The organism is Mycolicibacterium sp. XJ870, from assembly GCF_053483975.1.
In genome coordinates this window covers 1-21,060 of sequence record NZ_JBEFTI010000001.1, presented here as the reverse complement: position 1 = coordinate 21,060, position 21,060 = coordinate 1, and the positions used below count along the sequence as shown (strand labels likewise).

The 21,060-nt window shown below is 67.0% G+C and carries 21 protein-coding genes; 12 read left to right on the top strand and 9 right to left on the bottom strand.

The window, feature by feature from the left end; genetic code table 11:
• The first annotated feature begins 14 nt into the window (after window positions 1–14).
• A complete protein-coding gene (locus ABQF30_RS00105) occupies window positions 15–1,748 on the top strand; it encodes an N-acyl-D-amino-acid deacylase family protein (RefSeq protein ID WP_448459982.1) in 1,734 nt (577 codons plus the stop codon).
• Window positions 1,749–1,791: 43 nt separating this feature from the next.
• Window positions 1,792–2,169, top strand: coding sequence for a pyridoxamine 5'-phosphate oxidase family protein (locus ABQF30_RS00100; protein WP_448459980.1), 378 nt, complete (start codon window positions 1,792–1,794; stop codon window positions 2,167–2,169).
• 72 nt (window positions 2,170–2,241) lie between these two features.
• Here the strand turns inward: ABQF30_RS00100 and ABQF30_RS00095 are convergent, their stop codons facing one another.
• The 3 genes from ABQF30_RS00095 to ABQF30_RS00085 form a co-directional block, all read right to left on the bottom strand.
• Entirely contained in the window at window positions 2,242–3,030 is a 789-nt protein-coding gene (locus ABQF30_RS00095; protein ID WP_448459978.1) for a putative endonuclease domain-containing protein, read from the bottom strand.
• Window positions 3,031–3,224: 194 nt separating this feature from the next.
• Complete coding sequence (gene groL / locus ABQF30_RS00090) at window positions 3,225–4,850, bottom strand: chaperonin GroEL (protein ID WP_448459976.1); 1,626 nt, start codon at window positions 4,848–4,850, stop codon at window positions 3,225–3,227.
• Between the two features lie 191 nt (window positions 4,851–5,041).
• Window positions 5,042–5,590 (bottom strand): TetR/AcrR family transcriptional regulator, encoded by a 549-nt coding sequence (locus ABQF30_RS00085; protein WP_448459974.1) that lies wholly within the window; start codon window positions 5,588–5,590, stop codon window positions 5,042–5,044.
• 103 nt (window positions 5,591–5,693) lie between these two features.
• Between ABQF30_RS00085 and ABQF30_RS00080 the strand changes: the two genes are divergently transcribed.
• The 3 genes from ABQF30_RS00080 to ABQF30_RS00070 all read left to right on the top strand — a co-directional run bounded on the left by ABQF30_RS00080 (window position 5,694) and on the right by ABQF30_RS00070 (window position 8,930).
• The gene (locus ABQF30_RS00080) at window positions 5,694–6,620 is read left to right on the top strand and encodes an SDR family NAD(P)-dependent oxidoreductase (protein ID WP_448459972.1); all 927 of its coding nucleotides are present in this window, start codon (window positions 5,694–5,696) and stop codon (window positions 6,618–6,620) included.
• A 25-nt stretch (window positions 6,621–6,645) separates the two neighbouring features.
• On the top strand, window positions 6,646–7,140 hold the full coding sequence (locus ABQF30_RS00075) for a cupin domain-containing protein (RefSeq protein WP_448459970.1): 495 nt from the start codon (window positions 6,646–6,648) through the stop codon (window positions 7,138–7,140).
• Window positions 7,141–7,223: 83 nt separating this feature from the next.
• On the top strand, window positions 7,224–8,930 hold the full coding sequence (locus tag ABQF30_RS00070) for a DEAD/DEAH box helicase (RefSeq protein ID WP_448459968.1): 1,707 nt from the start codon (window positions 7,224–7,226) through the stop codon (window positions 8,928–8,930).
• Here ABQF30_RS00070 and ABQF30_RS00065 read toward each other — a convergent pair.
• From ABQF30_RS00065 to ABQF30_RS00050, 4 genes are read right to left on the bottom strand one after another with little or no spacing between them, the layout of a single operon-like run.
• The gene (locus ABQF30_RS00065) at window positions 8,927–9,742 is read right to left on the bottom strand and encodes an HAD-IIA family hydrolase (RefSeq protein WP_448459966.1); all 816 of its coding nucleotides are present in this window, start codon (window positions 9,740–9,742) and stop codon (window positions 8,927–8,929) included. The two genes, ABQF30_RS00070 and ABQF30_RS00065, sit on opposite strands and share 4 nt — an antisense overlap.
• A 9-nt stretch (window positions 9,743–9,751) precedes the next feature.
• Window positions 9,752–11,167, bottom strand: a complete 1,416-nt coding sequence (locus ABQF30_RS00060) for a PH domain-containing protein (RefSeq protein WP_448463314.1) — start codon at window positions 11,165–11,167, stop codon at window positions 9,752–9,754.
• 32 nt (window positions 11,168–11,199) lie between these two features.
• Window positions 11,200–11,742 (bottom strand): PH domain-containing protein, encoded by a 543-nt coding sequence (locus ABQF30_RS00055; protein WP_448459964.1) that lies wholly within the window; start codon window positions 11,740–11,742, stop codon window positions 11,200–11,202.
• Complete coding sequence (locus tag ABQF30_RS00050) at window positions 11,691–12,701, bottom strand: HAD family hydrolase (protein WP_448459962.1); 1,011 nt, start codon at window positions 12,699–12,701, stop codon at window positions 11,691–11,693. The genes ABQF30_RS00055 and ABQF30_RS00050 overlap by 52 nt, the downstream gene beginning before the upstream one ends.
• A 62-nt stretch (window positions 12,702–12,763) precedes the next feature.
• Here ABQF30_RS00050 and ABQF30_RS00045 point away from each other — a divergent pair, with 62 nt between their 5' ends.
• The 5 genes from ABQF30_RS00045 to ABQF30_RS00025 are packed head-to-tail and all read left to right on the top strand — an operon-like array spanning window position 12,764 to window position 18,699.
• Window positions 12,764–13,681, top strand: a complete 918-nt coding sequence (locus ABQF30_RS00045) for an SDR family NAD(P)-dependent oxidoreductase (protein WP_448459960.1) — start codon at window positions 12,764–12,766, stop codon at window positions 13,679–13,681.
• A 2-nt stretch (window positions 13,682–13,683) separates the two neighbouring features.
• A complete protein-coding gene (moeA, locus tag ABQF30_RS00040) occupies window positions 13,684–14,871 on the top strand; it encodes a molybdopterin molybdotransferase MoeA (protein WP_448459958.1) in 1,188 nt (395 codons plus the stop codon).
• Window positions 14,872–14,906: 35 nt separating this feature from the next.
• Entirely contained in the window at window positions 14,907–15,605 is a 699-nt protein-coding gene (locus ABQF30_RS00035) for a phosphatidylserine decarboxylase (protein WP_448459956.1), read from the top strand.
• 30 nt (window positions 15,606–15,635) lie between these two features.
• Window positions 15,636–16,487, top strand: a complete 852-nt coding sequence (gene pssA, locus ABQF30_RS00030) for a CDP-diacylglycerol--serine O-phosphatidyltransferase (RefSeq protein WP_448459954.1) — start codon at window positions 15,636–15,638, stop codon at window positions 16,485–16,487.
• A 1-nt stretch (window position 16,488) separates the two neighbouring features.
• Window positions 16,489–18,699 carry an AAA family ATPase gene (locus ABQF30_RS00025; protein ID WP_448459952.1) on the top strand — a complete coding sequence of 737 codons (2,211 nt, stop codon included), beginning with the start codon at window positions 16,489–16,491 and terminating at the stop codon, window positions 18,697–18,699.
• 179 nt (window positions 18,700–18,878) lie between these two features.
• Here ABQF30_RS00025 and ABQF30_RS00020 read toward each other — a convergent pair whose 3' ends face one another.
• Window positions 18,879–19,334 (bottom strand): SRPBCC family protein, encoded by a 456-nt coding sequence (locus ABQF30_RS00020; RefSeq protein WP_448459950.1) that lies wholly within the window; start codon window positions 19,332–19,334, stop codon window positions 18,879–18,881.
• Window positions 19,335–19,699: 365 nt separating this feature from the next.
• Window positions 19,700–19,927, bottom strand: a complete 228-nt coding sequence (locus tag ABQF30_RS00015; protein WP_448459948.1) for a hypothetical protein — start codon at window positions 19,925–19,927, stop codon at window positions 19,700–19,702.
• A gap of 134 nt (window positions 19,928–20,061) precedes the next feature.
• On the opposite strand from ABQF30_RS00015, the gene ABQF30_RS00010 reads away from it, so the two are divergent.
• Together ABQF30_RS00010 and ABQF30_RS00005 are read left to right on the top strand one after the other, a co-directional pair.
• Window positions 20,062–20,460: a hypothetical protein gene (locus tag ABQF30_RS00010; protein ID WP_448459946.1), complete on the top strand. Its 399-nt coding sequence runs from the start codon at window positions 20,062–20,064 to the stop codon at window positions 20,458–20,460.
• 264 nt (window positions 20,461–20,724) lie between these two features.
• On the top strand, window positions 20,725–21,060 hold a 336-nt coding region (locus tag ABQF30_RS00005; RefSeq protein ID WP_448459944.1), incomplete at its 3' end, for a hypothetical protein.

The window sequence follows — 21,060 nt, the reverse complement described above, 5'->3', positions numbered from 1 at the left end:
CGTACGTTGGTCAGATGAGCTACGACGTGTGCATCCGCGGTGGCCTGATCGTCGACGGGCTGGGCGGCGAACCTTACATCGGCGACGTCGCCATGCAGAACGGCGTGATCGTCTCGGTCGGATCGGTGCCCGAATCGGGCGCCCGCGAGATCGACGCCACCGGATTACTGGTCACCCCGGGATTCGTCGACCTGCACACCCACTACGACGGGCAGGCGATCTGGTCCGATCGGCTCAACCCGTCATCGGCGCACGGGGTCACCACTGCTGTGATGGGCAACTGCGGGGTCGGGTTCGCACCGTGCCGCGTGGGCGACCACGACGTGCTCGTCGACGTGATGGCCGGCGTGGAGGACATCCCGGGGGTCGTCATGGTGGACGGCCTCCCGTGGACCTGGGAGACGTTCCCCGAATTTCTCGACGCCCTGTCGTCACGACATCTCGATATCGATGTGGCCGCGTATCTGCCGCACTCGCCGCTGCGGGTGTACGTGATGGGTCAGCGCGGCGTCGACCGTGAACCCGCCACTCCCGAAGACCTGGCGCTCATGCGCAAACTCGCCGCCGAGGCCGTACAGTGCGGCGCTCTGGGATTCGCGTCGTCGCGTCTGACCATCCACAAAACTGAAAGCGGCCAACCGATTCCGAGCTACGACGCGGACTACGCCGAAATCGAGGCGATCGCCCGGGGCGTCGACGATGCCGGCGGTGGGCTCATCCAGTTCGTGCCCGACCTGGTCGCCGGTGACTACGAACCCGCACTGCAGACGGTTTTCGACGTCGCCGCCGACGTGGGTCTACCGGTCACCTTCACGCTCGCGATCGGCAACGCCGGGCCACCGTTCTTCATGGACGCGTTGACGATGGTGGAGAAGGCCAACCAGAATGCCGGAGCCGACGGTCCTCAAGTCACGGCGCAGATCTTCCCCCGACCCATCGGCTTGGTGCTCGGTCTGGAACTGTCGGGCAATCCGTTCGCGCTGTACCCCAGCTACCGCGAGATCGCCCACCTGCCACTCGCGGACCGTGTTGTCGAAATGCGCAAACCCGAAGTGCGTCAACGGATTCTGTCGGATTTACCGGCCAGCGACGGGCACCCGCTGCTGTTCGCGGTGCAAGCCTGGGACTACATGTACCCGCTGGCCGACCCACCTGACTATGAGCCAGACCCAACGAAGTCCATCGGGGCCCGGGCACAGGCCCGCGGCGTCAGCCCCCTCGAGGAGGCCTACGACCGCCTGCTCGACGACGACGGGCACGCCATGCTGCTGGTCACCCTGGCCAACTTCCGGGACAACTCGCTCGACACCGTCGCCGAGCTGATCCGCCGCGACGACGTCGTTCTGGGCCTCGGCGACGGCGGCGCGCACTACGGGATGATCTGCGATGCCAGCTTCCCCACCTACCTGCTGACCCATTGGGTCCGGGAGCGGGCCAGCGGCCGGCTGAGTGTCGAGGACGCCGTGCGGCAACTCACGTCCATCCCGGCCCGCGTCGCAGGATTCGGCGACCGCGGTCGAATCGCGGTGGGATACAAGGCCGATCTCAACGTCATCGATCACGCGGCACTGCGGTTACACCGGCCGGTCGTCGCACACGACCTGCCTGCGGGCGGCCGGCGCCTCGACCAGACCGCCGACGGCTATGTCGCGACCATCGTCTCCGGTGAAGTCATCGCCGAGAATGGCGTGCCGACCGCCGCAAGGCCCGGCCGGCTGGTCCGCGGCCGGCAATCTGCACCGGTCTGACAGGTCCGGCACCGCACTGCCGAAACGGAACTATTCTCACGACATGAGCGTGAAAGTGGATCTCAACCAGCTGGCTGCCAAGCTGACGGACTACACGTTCGCCTACCTCGTCACCGTCGACGACAGCTACCACGCGCACACGGTAGCGGTTGAGCCGCAGATGGTCGACGGCGTCATCGACGTCGGTCCCGTCGGCGGCCACACCCGCAGCAATCTCGCGCTGCACGACGAGGTGACCCTCATCTGGCCGCCGCGAAAACCCGGTGGCTACTCGCTGATCGTCGACGGTCGAGGTCAACCCGCGGCCGGCGACGACGAAACGCAGCAGGTCGTGCCAAGCCGTGCGGTTCTGCACCGGAAAGCGTCGAGCCGGGCCGCGGCGCCGGGGACCAACGACTGCGTGGTGCTCTCCGAGAACTGAGCTTTGACCCCTCGGCGCCGAGTGTGCGGATTCATCCGCAACGCGCCGCCGCAGGCGTATGAGAACGCACGCTCACCAGGTCTTCGGGCAGCCGCGCGAAATCAGCGCCTCGCCCACACGATCAAGAAACCGTTGCGGCTCGTAGTGCAGCATCCCACTGGTCAGCTTGAAATCCATCCACCCCAGCTCGGGGAGTCTGGTGAAGCGCTCGGCGTCCTTCGACCGCTGCTTGGGATCGGTCCAATGATGGGCGCCTTCGAAGTCGACGCCGACGCGATACTCGCGCCAACCCATATCGATCCGGGCGACCACACATCCGTAGTCCTCGAGGACACGGATCTGGGTTTCGGGCCGGGGAAAACCCGCCTGCACCAGGAGAAGACGGGTCAACGATTCATACGGTGATTCGGCTCCGCCGTCGACGTCGGTGGCGTTCATCAGCGCGTCGATGCGCTGAACTCCCGCTTCCAGTCCGAGCCGCCTGCCGAGATCGAATGCCGTGCGGGCCGGCGTCGTCACGGGTAGGCCGGAGATCGTGGCGGTTTCGCCGGGCAGCAATGTGTCGGCATTGACGGCGATCAGTGGCGGCGGACGCCGATTTGTGTGGATGAGCTCGGCGGATGTGCCGGCATCGATCCACTTGGCCCCCAACGTCGCCGATGCCGACAGGCCGGCGATCACGCCCTCACGCCTCGACCATAGCCACGCCGCACAGGCACGCTGTTGCGGCGACAACTCGACGCCCCGTGGTGCCCAAACACCCGGGTAGATCCCGGCGTGGAAACGGCGCAGCTCACGGAAAGTCAAGGCCCCGGCGTCCAGCTCTTCCGCTGCGAGAAACGGCCATCGGATGGTTTGCATAACCGGACAGTGGCATCGCAAGACGACACAACAGCCCGGCCCTGAGGTGCTTATCCACAGGCTCCTGGCCGCGAGTGTGCGCTCTCATCCGCCCAACACGGCGCGTCGGGTATGAAACCGCACGCTCGGCGTAGGTCGAAATAAGAAAAAGCCCCGGCTCGCCAAGCGAGCCGGGGCCTTTTCGTAAGCGGGACTTAGAAGTCCATGCCGCCCATGCCACCGGTCGGGTCGCCCGCGGGTGCGGCCGACTTCTCCGGCTTGTCGGCGACGACAGCCTCGGTGGTGAGGAACAGCGCCGCGATGGACGCCGCGTTCTGCAGCGCCGAGCGGGTGACCTTCACCGGGTCGGCGACGCCGGCCTTGAGCAGGTCCTCGTACTCGCCGGTCGCGGCGTTCAGGCCGTGACCCGCAGGCAGGTTCGACACCTTCTCGGCGACGACACCCGGCTCCAGGCCACCGTTGAAGGCGATCTGCTTGAGCGGGGCCGACAGCGAGACACGCACGATGTTGGCGCCAGTGGCCTCATCACCGGTGAGCTTCAGCTCGTCCAGCGACGGAGCCGACTGCAGCAGAGCCACGCCACCACCGGCGACGATGCCCTCTTCGACGGCAGCCTTCGCGTTGCGAACGGCGTCCTCGATGCGGTGCTTGCGCTCCTTGAGCTCCACCTCGGTGGCAGCTCCGGCCTTGATCACCGCAACACCGCCGGCCAGCTTGGCCAGGCGCTCCTGCAGCTTCTCGCGGTCGTAGTCGGAGTCGCTGTTCTCGATCTCGCTGCGGATCTGAGCCACCCGGCCCTGGATGGCGTCGGCGTCGCCGGCACCCTCGATGACGGTGGTCTCGTCCTTGGTCACGACGACCTTGCGGGCGGTGCCCAGCAGCGCGACGTCAGCGGTGTCCAGGGACAGGCCGACCTCTTCGCTGATGACCTGACCACCGGTGAGGATGGCGATGTCCTGCAGCATGGCCTTGCGGCGGTCACCGAAGCCCGGGGCCTTGACGGCCACAGACTTGAAGGTGCCACGGATCTTGTTGACCACCAGGGTGGAGAGGGCTTCGCCCTCGACGTCCTCGGCGATGATCAGCAACGGCTTGCCGGACTGGATGACCTTCTCCAGCAGCGGCAGCAGATCCTTGACGGTCGAGATCTTCGAGCTGACCAGCAGGATGTAGGGATCCTCCAGGACGGCTTCCTGACGCTCGGCGTCGGTGACGAAGTAGCCCGAGATGTAGCCCTTGTCGAAGCGCATGCCCTCGGTGAGCTCCAGCTGGAGGCCGAAGGTGTTGGACTCCTCGACGGTGATGACACCCTCGTTGCCGACCTTGTCCATGGCCTCGGCGATCAGATCACCGATGGACTGGTCACCGGCGGAGATGCCGGCGGTGGCAGCGATCTGCTCCTTGGTCTCGACCTCTTTGGCCGACTTCAGCAGCGTCTCGGTGACCTTCTCGACGGCCTTCTCGATGCCACGCTTCAGGCCGAGCGGGTTGGCGCCGGCCGCGACGTTGCGCAGACCTTCGCGAACCAGAGCCTGAGCGAGGACGGTGGCGGTGGTGGTGCCGTCGCCAGCGACATCGTCGGTCTTCTTGGCGACCTCTTTGACCAGCTCAGCGCCGATCTTCTCGTACGGGTCCTCCAGCTCGATCTCCTTGGCGATGGACACACCATCGTTGGTGATCGTGGGGGCACCCCACTTCTTCTCCAGGACGACGTTGCGACCCTTGGGGCCCAACGTCACCTTTACCGCGTCGGCGAGGGCGTTAAGGCCCCGCTCGAGGCCACGACGGGCCTCTTCGTCATACGCAATTGTCTTAGCCATTGCGAAGTGATTCCTCCGGATAGGGGATGCACGTCTTGTTGGCCGGGCGCAGTGCCCGCGACGGACGACTGGGTGTGCTCCCGCAGGTGCGGCCCCGGTCTCACCGTCCCGACCTAGCACTCACTGATCGAGAGTGCCAACTGCATTCTTAGCACTCGGGCAGTGCGAGTGCAAGGTTCGCGCCGGGGCCCTCAGGCGGTAGCGGTCCGTAATCCGTCGAACACCACGTCCGTCACGCGCTCGGCCACGTCGGCGTTATAGGTCTGCATGGCCTGGCAGCCGACCATCAGCGCCTTGACCTCGGGCACGGTGACATCGCTTCGCACGGCGCCCGCCTGTTGCGCGGCCCGCAAGAGGTCACCGAGCACCGCGAGGTACTCGCCCTCCGCCTCCGGCACCACGTTGTTGACGTCAATCCCCAGACCGGCAAGGGCGTCGACCAAACCACGGTCGGCCGCGCCCCACTGCAACACCATGGACCGCAGGAAAGAGAAGAGCGCCTCCCGGGGATCCTCGTCGGCCAGCAGGGCGCGGCCCTCGTCGACGATGCTTCGGATCCGTTCGGCGATCACGGCCCGGAACAGATCCTCCTTGGCGGGGAAGTGTCGGTAGACCGTGCCCGCACCGACCCCGGCCCGGCGGGCGATCTCGTCGATCGGCACCGAAAGCCCCTCGGCCGCGAACGTTTCGTAGGCAACCTGCAGCACCCGATCACGGTTACGAGCCGCATCGGCGCGCATCGACATCACCTCACAAACGACCATTGACAAAACGGGGCGTGCGTTCCGTATAGTCGAACACAACCGGAGCGCCTGCCCCGTTTAACCCTCCCAGGAGTCTCTCATGACCAAATGGACCACCGCCAACATTCCCGATCAGTCCGGTCGCCTCGCCGTCGTCACCGGCGCCAACACGGGCCTCGGACTCGAGACCGCCAAGGCACTCGCCGCCAAGGGCGCCCACGTCGTGCTTGCCGTCCGCAACCTCGACAAGGGCAAGCAGGCCGCCGCCCAGATCAGCGGCGCCGTCGAGGTGCAGGAACTTGACCTGACTTCACTGGCCTCTATCCGCTCGGCGGCCGACTCACTCAAGGCCAAGCACCAGCGCATCGACCTGTTGATCAACAACGCGGGCGTGATGACCACCCCCAAGGGAACCACTGCCGACGGCTTCGAGCTGCAGTTCGGCACCAACCATCTCGGCCATTTCGCACTGACCGGGCTGCTGTTCGACGCCATGCTCGATGTACCCGGCGCCCGGGTGGTGACCGTCAGCAGCAACGGCCACAAGATGGGCGGGGCCATCCATTTCGACGACCTGCAGTGGGAGCGCAGCTACAGCAGGATGGGCGCCTATTCGCAGTCCAAGCTGGCCAACCTCCTGTTCACGTACGAGTTGCAGCGTCGGCTCGCACCCCGCGGCAAGACCATTGCCGTGGCCGCCCACCCCGGCTTCTCCAGTACCGAACTCGCCCGCAATCTGCCGTCGGCCTTTCAGCCGGCACTGACCGTCGCCGCTCCATTGCTGGGCCAAACCGCTGCCATGGGCGCGCTGCCGTCTCTGCGGGCGGCCACCGATCCCGGCGTCTTCGGCGGCCAGTACTACGGGCCAGACCACGTCGCACAACAGCGCGGCAACCCCGTGGTGGTCGCGTCCAGCCCGCAGTCCTACGACGTGGATCTGCAGCGCCGGTTGTGGACGGTGTCCGAGGAACTCACCGGGGTGACGTTCCCGGTCGGCGTCTCGTCGAGTTCGACGTCAGGGCGGTAGGCGGAACGCGGCTAGGCTGAGCGACGTGTCGCTAGTCGTGCCGCCATATCCCCCGGCCCGCTACACCAAAGAGGAACCGGAGGTCAGCGCCTGGGTCAGACGTGGTGACGAGCCGGCCGACCACGACTCGTTCGGGTTGGTCAAGTATCACTATCTGGCCAATCAGCAGCAGACCAACGGCGACTACGGCCTCTACCGGGTAGACATCAGCCCGCAGGGCGGCGGCCCCGGCCCGCATTTTCACCGCGCCATGTCCGAGGCGTTCTTCGTGTTGTCCGGGACGGTCCGGCTCTACGACGGCAAGGATTGGACGGACGGCAATCAGGGCGATTTTCTGTACGTCCCGCCGGGGGGCATCCACGGGTTTCGCAATGAGGCCGACGCGCAGGCATCGTTGTTGATGTTGTTTGCTCCGGGCGCCCCGCGGGAGGCGTATTTCGAGGGTTTCGCCCAGCTCGCCGACCTGTCCGACGACGAACGCGCCGAATGGTTCATCAAGAACGACAACTTCTTCGTCTGACGACACGCCCGGCCCGCTTGGGCAGAGATGCGCTGACGTAACTCCCTGGCCTAGACTGCATCTCGACTGAGAGGAGTCCTCGGGTGCGGGCTGATGCAGCGCCCAGCACCCAGGCATTGCGGGGCTGGCAGCGTAAAGCGCTGGTGCGCTATTTGACGACCAAACCTCGCGATTTTTTGCTGGTGGCCACGCCCGGCGCGGGCAAGACGACGTTTGCGCTACGCATCGCCGCCGAGCTTCTCAACGACCGCACGGTCGACGCGATCACCGTCGTGGTGCCCACCGAGCACCTCAAGATCCAGTGGGCGGAGTCGGGCGCGCGTAACGGCATCGCGCTCGATCCGAAGTTCAGCAACTCCAATTCGCAGACCTCGGCGGAGTACCAGGGCGTCGTCGTCACCTACGCCCAGGTGGCAAGCCACCCCGCCCGGCACCGGGTGCGTACCGAGAACCGCCGGACACTGGTCATCTTCGACGAAATCCATCACGGCGGTGACGCGAAGAGCTGGGGCGACGCGATCCGTGAGGCTTTCGGCGATGCAACCCGCCGGCTGGCACTGACCGGCACCCCGTTCCGCAGCGACGACAGCCCGATCCCGTTCGTCAACTACGAGCCCGACGAGAGCGGTTTCCAACGATCGAAGGCCGATCATGTCTACGGCTACTCCGAGGCGTTGGCCGACAGCGTGGTCCGCCCGGTGGTGTTCCTGGCCTACTCCGGCGAGGCCCGCTGGCGCGACAGTGCAGGCGAAGAGCATGCCGCACGCCTCGGCGAGCCGCTGACCGCCGAGCACACCGCCCGCGCCTGGCGCACCGCGCTGAACCCGGCCGGCGAGTGGATGCCCGCGGTCATCGCCGCAGCCGACAAGCGGCTGCAGCAGAAACGGCAGCACGTGCCCGACGCCGGCGGCATGATCATCGCCACCAACCAGACCACGGCGCGCGCCTATGCCGACCTGCTCACCACGATCACCGGCGAGGTGCCCACGGTGGTGCTCTCCGACGATGCCGGTGCGTCGGACCGGATCAGCGAATACTCGGCGGCCACCAGCCCGTGGCTGGTGGCAGTGCGCATGGTCTCCGAGGGCGTCGACGTGCCACGCCTGTCCGTCGGTGTGTACGCGACGAGTGCGTCCACGCCGCTGTTCTTCGCCCAGGCCATCGGCCGGTTCGTGCGTTCCCGCCGCGCCGGCGAGACCGCGAGCATCTTCCTGCCCTCGGTACCCAACCTTTTGTTGCTGGCCAGCGAGATGGAGGCCCAGCGCAACCACGTGCTGGGCAAGCCGCATCGGGAGTCCGACGGGCTCGACGACGAGGCGCTCGAAGCTGCCGAGAAGCGCAAGGACGAGAAGGGCGAGCTGGAGAACGGGTTCGAATCCCTCGGCGCCGATGCCGAGTTGGATCAGGTCATCTTCGACGGATCCTCGTTCGGCACCGCGACCCCGGCCGGTAGCGACGAGGAGGCGGACTACCTGGGCATCCCGGGCCTGCTGGATGCCCAGCAGATGCGAGACCTGTTGCGGCGCAGGCAAGATGAACAGATCACCAGGCGTACCGCCGCCGCGGCCGAGGCTGGTGGTCCGCCACCAGCGCGCACCACCCACGGGCAGTTGCGCGATCTGCGCCGCGAGCTCAACGCACTGGTGACGATCGCCCACCACCGCACCGGCAAGCCACACGGCTGGATCCACAACGAGCTGCGCCGGATCTGCGGCGGGCCACCGGTGGCGGCTGCGACCACCGATCAGCTCAAGGAACGCATCGAGGCGGTCCGCAGCCTCAGCGCTTAGAGGCCCAGCAATGCGGGCAGGTCGGCGACCGAATCGATGACATGGTTGGGTTGCATCGCGAATTCGTCTGTGGCCCAACGGTCAAGCGTGTCCTGGCGGAATTTTCCGGTGCGCACCAGCACCCCGGTCATGCCGACCACCTGGCCGGCAAGCACGTCGTTGTTGAGGTCGTCACCGACGATGTACATCTCGTCGGGGTCGACGCCGAGCCGGTTGGCCGCGGCCAGAAATCCCTCCGGTGCAGGCTTGCCGACGGCGATCGCTTTGCGACCGGAGGTCTCCTCCATGCCGATCAGGTACATCCCGGTGTCGACGCGCAGGCCGTCGGTGGTGTTCCATGCGGTACTGCGGTGCATGGCGACGACGGGCACGCCTTGCGCCATCCAGTCGTAGACCCAACTGAGGGTGAGGTGGCTGTACTCCGGTCCCGCCCCGCCGAGCAGCACCACGTCGGGCGTTTCGGGTGCTTTGGGTCCATCGAAATCGCTTGAGTAAACGACGTCGACGCCTGGCATGTCCTCGCCGATCTGCCCGCTGTTGACCAGGAAGCACCGCGCGTCGGGATACCGGTCGCGCACGTAGTCGGCGGTGAGCACCGCGGCGGTGATCACCTCGTCGGCAGCAACGTTCATGCCTGCCGCGGTCAGGAGGTCGGCGATCTGCGCCCGGGTACGCGTGGTGGTGTTCGTCAGGTACGAGCAGGCGACCTGGTTGTCGGCCAGCACTTTCAAGGTTTCAGCTGCACCGGCGATGGGTTGCCAGGAAGTCACCAGCACACCGTCGATGTCGAACAGCACACCACCGATAGCCATGCAGCGACACTAAACGCCGGAGGTTTCAGCGCAACTCGTGCCCCACTGATTGTCGGCGGCCCACGGGGACGCCGCCGCGACGATCGACCACGCCTGGGCGGCGGGCACGTCGATCACCTGGTAGCGCTTCTCCCCCGCGGCGGTCGCCGCGATCAGGGTGGCGACCCCGGCGCGGCGTTGCAGCAGTGTCTGCCGCACGGTCCAGCCGATGATGCCGGCGGCCTGCAGGCAGTCCCGACGACGTTCCAGGCTGCCTGCCCGCGCCACCAGCCAGCCGGAATCGACCCGATGGCCCAGTGCCCGGGCCCGGTCGGCGGCGAGCAGGACTGCAGCCACGGTCCCTGCCGCCCACAGCACCCACACCCAGCCCGGAACCCCGACCGCGAGCAATGCCACCAGAGCAGCGGCGGGCACAGTGAGCGCCCGGGTCCAGCGTCGACGCACCGCAGCCGGGCCATGTGGGTGCAGCGGGCCGGTCACCGCGTCGGGCTGGTCGATGAGGTCGGCCAGCACCGTCGTGGCGGTGGCGGCGGGACACGGCGGCAGCAGCAGCGACGCCTCGCCCTGCCCGCCGACCCCGGTCATCACCGCGTCCAGCCGGGCCCCGCCGAACAACCGAACCAGCAGCGGCTCACGCAGCGTGCCACCCCGCAGCCGCCGCATGTCGTAGGTGTTTTCTCGCACCCGCAGCAGCCCGTGCTGCAGGTGCAGTACGTCGGAATCGCGTCTGAGCACCAGATTTCCGTATGTCACCAGTGATCGCATTACGGACAGCACGACCGACAGTGCGACGACGACCGCCACCCCGATGGTCACGCTGAGGAACACGCCCAGCCGCTCAGCGAGATCCAGGCCGGACTGCGCAAGCCGCGAATCACCAAGTACCGCACCGGCTCCCGCTTGATACACCAGGCCCACCGCCGCGGCGATCATGGCGAGCCCGGTGAAACTCAACGGGCTGTAACGCAGCCAGGCCGGCTGCCAGCGCGCCAACTCCCGACCCGCCGGTGCATCGGCGACCGGGACCGCGTCGGCGAGCAGGATCGCGCGCAGCCTCGGCACCTGTTCGGCCTCGACGGCGTCGAGCGCAAACTCGGCGTCGCCCTTGGCTTCCTGCCCGGTGCTGATCCGCAGCACCGTCAAGCCCATGGCCCGGTGCAACAGCCGCGCATCGGTGGACACGGATCGAATCCGGTTGCGCGGCACCGACAGTACTTTTCGTTGCAGCACGCCCGTGCGCAGCTGCACCTCCCCGGGCTCGATGCGGTAGGTGGTGGTGAACCACCGCGCCAAGCCGAACGCGACCGTCAGCGCAATCGCGGCAACCGTCCACAGTGGGTTGCCGGTCGCCGAACCCAGCACCACCGAACCGATCAGCAGCGGAAGCTGCTGCAGTACCTCGTGCACCGGGTGCACCAGCAGCATGCGCGGGCTGAGCCGCTGCCAGGCCGGTTCGGTCACGTCGCGTCCTGTTCACCGATCGCGGCGATGTCGGTCAGCTGGGCCACCACCCGATCGGCCACTTCAGCGTCCAGCGCGATGATCCGGACTGCGCCCGCCGACGACGCAGTCGTCACCGTCACGTTGGACAGGCCGAACAGCCGGTCCAGCGGGCCGCGGTAGGTGTCGACGGTCTGCACCCGGGAGATCGGCGCGATGCGCCGCTCCTGCACCAGCCACCCCGTGCGGGTGTACACCGCGGGGGTCCCGGTGTCGACGTTGATGTCCCAGCGGTGCACCCGGTATCGCCAGATCGGAACCACCACGACGAACATCACGATGCCCAGCACGGTGACGGCCGCGGCCAGGGCGTGCCACCACAGCGGCTGCCGACCGAGCGCGAGCCACACGAGTTGCGCGAGCACCAGCATCGCCCACGGAATGGCCGCCCCGAGCGCCCACACGAGAGGCGCCTTGCGGCTGGGCGGATACGCCGGATCGACCAGATTCACTGGGCGAACACCGTATTCCAGTCGTTCTTCATGTCCACGACGGTCCATCCGGCCGGCCCTGCTTCCTGCAGCGCGGTGACCAACTTGCCGGTGGCGGGCGGGTTTGTGTCGTAGGCGTATTCGCGTTCGGCGTCGGTGTGATGAACAAGCACCCCCAGGCTGGGCTGCGGGTTGTCGATCGTGGTGTACTCCAGCATCGCCTGGTCACCGTCGCTGTTGCCGACCGCGAGAATGGGCCTCCTGCCGATGAATTCGTGGATACCCGACGGCTTACCGGCCTTGTCGTCGACGAAGACGTAGTCCAGGGTCTTGACGAGCACCGGTGAGCCGTCGCGCATCTCGAATCTGGTGGTGCCGGTGGATCCGACGACCTGCTCCGGCGGGATTCCGTACACGCGCTCGGAGAAGGTGCGCATGAAATCCGCCCCGCCACCCGAGACGATGAAGGTGCGGAAGCCGTTGTCCCGCAAATAGTCCAGGAGCTGCTGCTGGGGCTCATAGGTCAGCTGGTCGTACGGCCGGTTGAACCGGGGATGCTTTGCGCTCGCCATCCAGTCGGTCACCCGCTTGTCGAACTCATCGGTGGTCATACCGGCATGGGTGAGTGCCAGCACGTGCAACAGTCCGTCGTGGCGGTCGCCGGCCAGCAGGGTCGCCACATCCCCTTTCAGGGCCGCCTGCACCATCGGATCAGCTGCCAGCGCGGGCTCCTGCGGTGCGCGGCGTTTGAGTTCGTCGAACACGAACGCCGCCTGGAACGGCACCGGCGCCTCGGTCCACAGGGTGCCGTCGTTGTCGAAGACGGCGACGCGATCGGGCTCCGCCACGAAATCGGCGGTATCCGGGGTGGTGACCCGATCGACGAATTCGGTGATCGACTTCTTGGCCTGCGTGTCGTTCCACGCGGACAACGGATCCGCGGCACCACCGTTCGACGCGTCGTCATTCGATGAGCAGCCGCTCACGCAGAGCAGCACGGTCAGTAAGGTCGCCAGCAGTGCGCGCATGGCTCCAGACTGCTATGCCGCCGGGGTGCCGTCCAGCATCGCCGTTCCGTATGTTCGTCATCATGAGCACCAAGTGGACCGAGGCCGACGTCCCCGATCAAACGGGCCGGGTCGCCATCGTCACCGGATCGAACACCGGGCTGGGATACGAGACCGCGCGAGTGCTGGCCGCCAAAGGCGCACACGTCGTGATCGCCGTGCGCAACCTGGACAAGGGTCGTGAAGCCGTCGACCGGATCAAAGCGACCAACGCGAAGGCCGACCTGAAGCTGCAGGCGCTGGACATGGGCTCGCTGGACTCGATCCGCGCCGGAGCCGACGAGCTGAAAGCCGCGTACCAGCAGATCGACCTGCTGATCAACAACGCCGGCGTCATGTACCCGCCCAAGCAGACCACTGCCGACGGGTTCGAGCTGCAGTTCGGCACCAATCACCTCGGGGCGTTCGCACTGACCGGGCTGCTGCTCGACCACCTGCTGCCGGTCGACGGGTCGCGCGTGGTCGCGGTCGCCAGCATTGCCCACCGCATCCAGGCGGGCATTCACTTCGATGACCTGCAGTGGGAACGCAGCTACAATCGCGTCGCCGCCTACGGGCAATCCAAGCTGTCGAACCTGTTGTTCACCTACGAGCTCCAGCGCCGCCTCGCTGCCGCGGAAAAGCCGACCATCGCCGTGTCTGCCCACCCCGGCATCTCGAACACCGAGCTCATGCGCCACATCCCCGGGTCGGGGCTGCCCGGCTTCGCCCAGCTGGCGGGCCTCGTGACCAACAGCCCCACGATGGGCGCACTGGCCACGCTGCGGGCGGCGACTGATCCTGGTGTCCGCGGCGGCCAGTACTACGGCCCGGACGGTTTCCGGGAACTTCGTGGCCACCCGAAACTCGTGAATTCGAGTGAGCAGTCCCATGATCCGGATATTCAGCGCCGGCTGTGGACGGTGTCGGAGGAGCTGACCGGCGTCAGCTTCCCGGTGTAGTCATGCGGACCGTCGAGGACCATCGGAGCGTCGTCGCCGGGTTGATCAAACCCCGTGCGCCACAGAAGTTGCCGCTCGCGGACACGCTTGGCCTGGTGCTGGCTGCAGATGTCGTCGCACCGCTGTCACTGCCGGGATTCGACAACTCGGCCATGGACGGCTACGCCGTCGTCGCCGAGGACGTTGAGAGGGCTACGGCGTCTGCACCCGTTTCGCTGCCGGTCGCCGAGGACATCCCGGCCGGCCGCACCGACCCGCTCACCCTGAAACCCGGTACCGCACACCGCATCATGACGGGTGCACCGCTGCCGTCGGGCGCTACCGCGGTGGTGCCGGTGGAGGCCACCGACGGGGCTGTCGACACCGTGACGATCCGCGCGGCGGCCAAGCCGGGTCAGCATGTCCGGCGGGCCGGCGAGGATGTCACGGCAGGCACCGCGGTGCTGCGGGCCGGCCAACTGGTCACCCCGGCCGCGTTGGGTCTGGCGGCCGCACTGGGATTGGCGGAGTTGCCGGTGGTGCCGCGCATGCGGGTGCTGGTGATGTCGACCGGTACCGAGCTGGTCGCGCCCGGCACCCCGTTGCAGCCCGGGCAGATCTACGAGTCGAACGCGGTGATGCTGGCCGCCGCGGTCCGGGACGCCGGCGCGGACGTCGTCGCCTCGACGATGTCCGGCGACGACGTCGAAACGTTCCGCGCCACCCTGACCGAGCACACGCGCGACGCCGATCTGATCATCACCACCGGCGGGGTCAGCGCCGGCGCGTACGAGGTGGTGAAAGATTCCCTCGCCGAGCAGGTGGAGTTCGTCAAGGTCGCGATGCAACCCGGCATGCCGCAAGGCACGGGCACCGTCGACGGCACACCGATCGTCACACTGCCGGGCAATCCGGTCAGCGCGCTGGTGTCCTTCGAGGTTTTCGTCCGGGAACCGCTGCGCGCGGCCATGGGGCATTCGCGGGCGGGCCGGCCCCGACGCACCGCCGTGTTGACCGAGGACCTGACCTCGCCGCGCGGTAAACGGCAGTTCCGCCGGGGTGTGCTGTCCGGGGACACCGTGACCAGCTACGGCCCACCGGCCTCGCATCATCTGCGGTGGCTCGCCTCGGCGAACTGTCTGCTGGAAATTGATGAGGACGTCACCGAACTGGCGGCCGGGTCGTCGGTTCCGGTCTGGGACCTGAGCTAAGCGATCCGACCCGGCGCGCACGTAGAATCCACCCGATGGCCAGACGCCCCGATCTCCAATCCGGTCCACAACGCCTCGCAGCGCTCGTGCGCTCCAGCGTTCCGCCCATGCATCCGGCCGGCCTGCCGTTCGTCGGCGCCAGCCTCGCCGTTGCCGTGCTGGGCCGTAACCGCCGCTGGGTGCGACGTACCGGCCTGCTCGCAGCGGGTGCCAACGCCGCGTTCTTCCGCCACCCGCCCCGGGTTCCCCCGGTCCGGCCGGGCGTGGTGGTGGCACCGGCCGACGGACTCGTCTGCCTCATCCAGGACGCGGTGCCACCGGCCGAACTGGGCCTGCCCGATACGCCGATGCAACGGGTCAGCATCTTCCTGTCGGTGCTCGACGCGCACGTGCAGCGCGCCCCGATCGGCGGCGAGGTGGTCGCCGTGCAGCACCGGCCCGGCCGGTTCCATTCGGCCGAGCTCGAGGCGGCCAGCGAGGACAACGAACGCAACAGCGTCGTCATCCGGACCCCGGAGGGCAGCCACGTGATCGCGGTGCAGATCGCCGGCCTGGTCGCCCGGCGCATCGTGTGCGACGCACACGTCGGCGACAAGCTCGCGATCGGCGAGACCTACGGACTGATCCGGTACGGCTCCCGCTTGGACACCTACGTGCCTGCCGGCGCAAGGCTCCTCGTCACCCGCGGTCAGCGAGCGCTGGCCGGGGAAACCGTGCTGGCGGAGTTGTCATGATCGCGGAGTTGCCATGATCGCGAGGTCGTCATGATCAAGGCCCGTATCCGTCCCCCCTCGATCACGGTGCGCATGCTGCCCAGCGCGATGACGGTCGCCGCGATCTGTCTGGGGTTGAGCGCCGTCAAGATGGCGCTCGACGACCGGCCTACCGAGTCGATGGCGTTCTTGGCGGTCGCGGCGATCCTCGACGCACTCGACGGCCGGGTGGCCCGCATGCTCAACGCCACCTCCAAGATGGGCGAGGAGATCGATTCGCTGGCCGATGCGGTGAATTTCGGTGTGGCACCGGCATTGATCGTGTACGGCACGCTGCTCTCGCACTCGCGGATCGGCTGGATCGTGGTGCTGCTGTACGCGGTGTGCATCGTGCTGCGGTTGGCGCGGTTCAACGCACTGCTCGACGTGGATCAGCCCGCGTACGAGAAGGAGTACTTCGTCGGAATGCCCGCACCGGCCGGGGCGATCGGCGCGATCGGCCTGCTGGCGGCCAAGATGCAGTTCGGCGAAGGCTGGTGGACCTCGGAATGGGCGATATCCGTCTGGATGGTCGGCGTCTCGCTGCTGGTGGTCAGCCGCATCCCGATGCGCAAGATCCACACGTTCGCGGTGCCGCCCAACATGGTGGCCCCCTTGCTGGCGCTGGTGGCGATCGGGGTTGCGGCGTCAGTGTTCTACGGCTACATCGTGATCATGGTGATCATCGTGGCCTACGTGATCCACATACCGTTCGCGATCCGCACCAAGCACTGGGTAGCCAACCATCCGGAATCCTGGGACGCCAAGCCGCAGCAGCGCCGCGCTGCCCGGCGTGCGATTCGGCGTGCTCAACCGCACCGGCGCTCGGTAGCGCGCCTGGGCCTGCGTAAGCCGGGTCGCTGAGGTGACCAAGTTCGACGTGCCCGAGGATCCGGCGCTCAGCCACCTGCGGCTTACGGCCCGGCTGAACACGTCGGCGCTCGACGCCCGCCGCGGCGTGGTCCGGCTGCACCCGGAAGCCCTGGCAGCCCTCGGCATTCGAGAGTGGGACGCGGTATCGCTGACCGGCTCGCGGACCACTGCGGCGGTGGCTGGGGTGGCCGGCCCAGGCGTGCCCGCGGGCACCGCGCTGCTCGATGACGTCACGCTGTCCAACGCCGGGGTCCGGGAGAACACCACGGTGCTGGTGGCACCGGTGACGGTCTACGGCGCCCGGTCGGTGGCGGTGACCGGATCGACCCTGGCCACTCAGTCGATCTCGCCGGCCACCCTGCGGATGGCGTTGCTGGGCAAGGTGATGACGGTCGGTGACACGGTGTCGCTGCTGCCCCGTGACCTCGGGCCCGGCACGTCGACCTCGACGGCCACCAGCGCGCTGGCCTCCTCGGTCGGCATCACCTGGACGTCCGAACTCCTGACGGTGACGGGCGTGGATCCCGCGGGACCCGTGAGCGTGCAACCGAATTCAGTGGTGTCCTGGGGTGCGGGCATAGAAACCGCCGAACCGGCGTCGACCGGCCAGCACACTGTCAGCTCCTCACGCACCGAACCGAAAGTCAGCTTCGACGATCTCAAAGGCTCCCACACGCAGGCGGGCAAGCTCACCGAATGGCTCAAGCTGTCCCTCGACGAACCCGAGCTTCTTGAGACACTCGGCGCCACAGCCAATCTCGGAGTTCTCGTGTCCGGGCCGGCCGGGGTCGGGAAAGCCACCATGGTGCGCGCGGTGTGTGCGACGCGGCGGCTCGTGGAACTTGACGGCCCCGAAGTCGGTGCGCTGCATGCCGAGGATCGGTTACGGAGCGTGGCGTCTGCCGTGGAGACCGTGACCGACGGGGGCGGGGTGCTGCTCATCACCGACATCGACGCACTGTTGCCGGCCAGCACGGAGCGGCCTCCCGAACCGGTGGCGACGCTGATTCTCACCGAACTGCGCACTGCGGTGGCAAGCAAGGGCGTGGCCTTCATCGCGACCTCGGCGGTACCGGAGGGCATCGACCCGCGGTTGCGGGCCCCCGATCTGTGCGACCGGGAACTCGGGCTGAGCCTGCCCGATGGTGCGACACGTAAGGCGTTGCTCGAAGTGCTGCTGCGGGGAGTTCCGGTTGCGGATCTCCAACTTGGCGAGATCGCCGACCGCACACCGGGTTTCGTGGTAGCCGATCTGTCTGCCGTGGTACGCGAAGGCGCACTGCGGGCCGCGGCACGCGCCAGCGCCGACGGCGCTGAGCCGGTGCTCAAGCAGGAAGATCTGACCGGTGCCCTGACGGTGATCCGGCCGTTGTCACGCTCGGCCTCCGAGGAGGTCTCGGTCGGCGGGATCACCCTCGACGACGTCGGCGACATGGTCGAAACCAAACAGGCACTCACCGAGGCTGTGTTGTGGCCGCTGCAGCATCCCGACACTTTCGCCCGTCTCGGCGTGCAGCCACCCCGCGGGGTGCTGCTCTACGGCCCGCCCGGCTGCGGCAAGACGTTCGTGGTGCGGGCCCTGGCCAGCTCCGGGCGGCTTTCCGTCCACGCCGTCAAAGGCGCTGAGCTGATGGACAAATGGGTCGGGTCGTCGGAGAAGGCGGTGCGGGAGTTGTTCGCACGCGCCAGGGATTCGGCGCCGTCACTGGTGTTCCTCGACGAGATCGACGCGCTGGCCCCGCGGCGCGGACAGAGCTTCGACTCCGGGGTGACCGATCGGGTGGTGGCATCGCTGCTGACCGAACTCGACGGCATCGATCCATTGCGTGACGTCGTCGTCCTCGGCGCCACCAACCGGCCCGACCTCATCGACCCGGCCTTGCTGCGGCCAGGCCGGCTGGAACGACTGGTGTTCGTCGAACCGCCCGATGTCGACGCCCGCCGCGAGATTCTGCGCACCGCAGGCAAATCCATACCGCTGGCCGACGACGTCGACCTGGACAGCTTGGCCGGTGAACTGGACGGCTACAGCGCCGCCGACTGCGTGGCACTGCTGCGCGAAGCGGCGCTGACGGCCATGCGCCGCTCCATCGACGCTGCCGACGTCACCGCGGACGATGTCGCCAAAGCCCGCGAAACAGTCCGTCCTTCACTGGATCCCGTGCAGGTGGATTCGCTGCGGGAGTTCGCCGCGGGGCGTTGAGGCGCCGTCGCCGACCCGCGTATGTAGCGCAGTGGCGGTCTCCAGCGCGTTTTTCCGCCACAGCGCTTCACACGCGAACTTCAACAAGCGGGCCCCGCGCCGAAACTGCACTGGGGGACAAATGTGGCGCCGAGTTTGTCCCTGGTTTCAGTCTCGGTGAGTGCACATCGCGTCGCCGACTAACCCTCGACTAGTTCACCGAGACTGTCGATGGACGCCTGCAATTTCTCCGACGTGGTGGCGCGGGCCCGCACCATGCGCTTCTCGTCGGTGAGCTGCGACCAGTCGTAGGTGTGAGTGACCAGCGTGCGGCGGTCATCGAGCGGTTGGAGTTCCCAGCGCCACAGATGCCCAGGCGGCTCCTTGCCCGGTTCTGAAGGACGCCAGGTGATCCGGCGGCCTTCCTCGAATTCGACGACGTGGTTCTCCCGGACGCTGCCCTGCGTGATGTTCATGGTGAAGACGTCTCCGACAGCGCGCACCCGCTGCCCCGCCGGGGCCTCGGCCAGGTTGTCATTGCCATCCCAACGCGGCTGCTGGGCGGGGTCGGCGATCAACTCGAAGATGTCGGCCGCTGGCGCCGCGAAATCGCGACTGGCTGTGACAACCCGCTCTGCGTCGGCTTTATCATCCATGGAGCAGACCATACATACCACCGCTGCAAGCGCGCACGAGGGGCGAAATGGAAAAGTTCTCAAGGAGATTCGGCTACGCCGTCACGGTGGTATTCGTCGTAATGTTGGCCATATGGGCAGTGAACGCGGCCAAACAATTATCACTGGTCACGGTAGTCGTTGCACTCGGCCTATCGCTTACCTGCATCTACTCGATTTCGATGATGAGGGTATCGAAGACGGTAGAACCTCAGATCTCATTCGATGAGACCGGTATCCATATTCGGCCCGATAAGCAGATCGAGAATAATCTGCGCAGAGTCGTCGCGCCGCAGCAACCCCTCTCGGCATATGGACGCGGCGCTTGCGGTGCTCTATCGCCTCAACTAGTCGCTTTGTGCATCTCTCGGATGAGACGCTGCCGAGAAATGGCCCAGGCAGGGCCGCCACAAACGCGGCGAATCCTCTGATCTGGACTGGGTTTCGCGCAACTCGGGGGTGTCGACCAGCGACATCTGAGCCGAGCCGGCACCCACGCCGTGGTGGGCGGCCTCTATTCTCGAGACATTCGCGAACTGCTCGACGCCGGCCTTGCTTGCACCGTAAGCGGCCATGCCAGGCACCGCCGAGTAGGCGCCTTTCTTCCGCGAAGCACCACAAGTCGTCTACCGATGTGACTACACTCTTAATTTCGTGCCGCACTCAAACCGCGAAATTCAGGGGGAATTCTGTGGGTATCTGTAAAGGTGTGACCGTAGCCGCAGTTGTCGCCAGCCTCAGTCTCGCTTTTGCGGGCCCAGCGCTCGCCGACGAAGGCTTCAACGGTAACTACAGATATGAGCCCGAGATAGGCGACCCCGGCACGGCGACCGTTACCTCAAACTGTGCAACCGAAGGGTGCGTCGCCCATATCGTCGGCGAACAGGGATATGTGCAGGGCGACGCAATCCTCCAAGGCGGCCAGTGGATTCTTCGAGTGCATAACCGCGCAGGAGATATCTGCGATGGCAACACCTACCCGGCAGATCAGGTCTACACATGGGATCCCATCACTCTGCGGGGCACGTTAGTCAGCAACTACGGTCCGGCCTGCGATGGGGTACCGGGAGTTGTGACCACTGGGTTCACCCTCACGAAAGTGAGTTGAGCCCAGAATCGTTGACCCGGGTGCCTTTCCGGTACTGCTGCAAACCGCAAGTTTGCGTGATCGAATAGCGACATCCAGTTTATCCATTCAATCTTCGTCGTGTCCTGAATGGACACGGCTGACGCCGGGAGGGCATCGTGTGGATTCGCAGCGTCACACCCATCGCTGGGGCCTGCGCGCTCGCCGCGGGTTTCTGGATCGGCGGCGCTGTCGTTACCCCATCTGCCCTGATGCAAGTGGCGTCCGCGGACCCCGGTGATCGGGGTGACGGCGGTCGCGGCGGCGGCCGTCGACACGTCCCCGGCGGTCTCGGCGGCGGCGGCCATCGACACATCCTCGGCGACGAGGGCCACCACCACTGCGGCGGCAACAGCGGCAGCGGCGGTGGCAACAGCTGCCTACCGAACCCACCCACACCGCATCCACCCCACCCACCGCACCCACCGCACCCACCCCACCCACCGCATCCACCGCATCCCCAACCCGCCCCGGACCCACAACCGATGCCCATCCCGCCGGACTTCGGCCCGCGACCGCACCCACAACCGATGCCCATCCCGCCGGACTTCGGCCCGCGACCAGACCCACAACCGATGCCCA

Coding starts and splice junctions, on each gene's coding strand:
- ABQF30_RS00060 (WP_448463314.1), bottom strand. CDS start 11,167: ATGCTGCTGGTGCACCCGGTGCACGAGGTACTGCAGCAGCTTCCGCTG.
- ABQF30_RS00015 (WP_448459948.1), bottom strand. CDS start 19,927: ATGGCCGCTTACGGTGCAAGCAAGGCCGGCGTCGAGCAGTTCGCGAAT.
- ABQF30_RS00045 (WP_448459960.1), top strand. CDS start 12,764: ATGAGCACCAAGTGGACCGAGGCCGACGTCCCCGATCAAACGGGCCGG.
- ABQF30_RS00100 (WP_448459980.1), top strand. CDS start 1,792: ATGAGCGTGAAAGTGGATCTCAACCAGCTGGCTGCCAAGCTGACGGAC.
- pssA (WP_448459954.1), top strand. CDS start 15,636: ATGATCAAGGCCCGTATCCGTCCCCCCTCGATCACGGTGCGCATGCTG.
- ABQF30_RS00095 (WP_448459978.1), bottom strand. CDS start 3,030: ATGCAAACCATCCGATGGCCGTTTCTCGCAGCGGAAGAGCTGGACGCC.
- ABQF30_RS00020 (WP_448459950.1), bottom strand. CDS start 19,334: ATGGATGATAAAGCCGACGCAGAGCGGGTTGTCACAGCCAGTCGCGAT.
- ABQF30_RS00080 (WP_448459972.1), top strand. CDS start 5,694: ATGACCAAATGGACCACCGCCAACATTCCCGATCAGTCCGGTCGCCTC.
- ABQF30_RS00065 (WP_448459966.1), bottom strand. CDS start 9,742: ATGGCTATCGGTGGTGTGCTGTTCGACATCGACGGTGTGCTGGTGACT.
- groL (WP_448459976.1), bottom strand. CDS start 4,850: ATGGCTAAGACAATTGCGTATGACGAAGAGGCCCGTCGTGGCCTCGAG.
- ABQF30_RS00055 (WP_448459964.1), bottom strand. CDS start 11,742: ATGGACCGTCGTGGACATGAAGAACGACTGGAATACGGTGTTCGCCCA.
- ABQF30_RS00035 (WP_448459956.1), top strand. CDS start 14,907: ATGGCCAGACGCCCCGATCTCCAATCCGGTCCACAACGCCTCGCAGCG.
- moeA (WP_448459958.1), top strand. CDS start 13,684: ATGCGGACCGTCGAGGACCATCGGAGCGTCGTCGCCGGGTTGATCAAA.
- ABQF30_RS00105 (WP_448459982.1), top strand. CDS start 15: ATGAGCTACGACGTGTGCATCCGCGGTGGCCTGATCGTCGACGGGCTG.
- ABQF30_RS00085 (WP_448459974.1), bottom strand. CDS start 5,590: ATGCGCGCCGATGCGGCTCGTAACCGTGATCGGGTGCTGCAGGTTGCC.
- ABQF30_RS00050 (WP_448459962.1), bottom strand. CDS start 12,701: ATGCGCGCACTGCTGGCGACCTTACTGACCGTGCTGCTCTGCGTGAGC.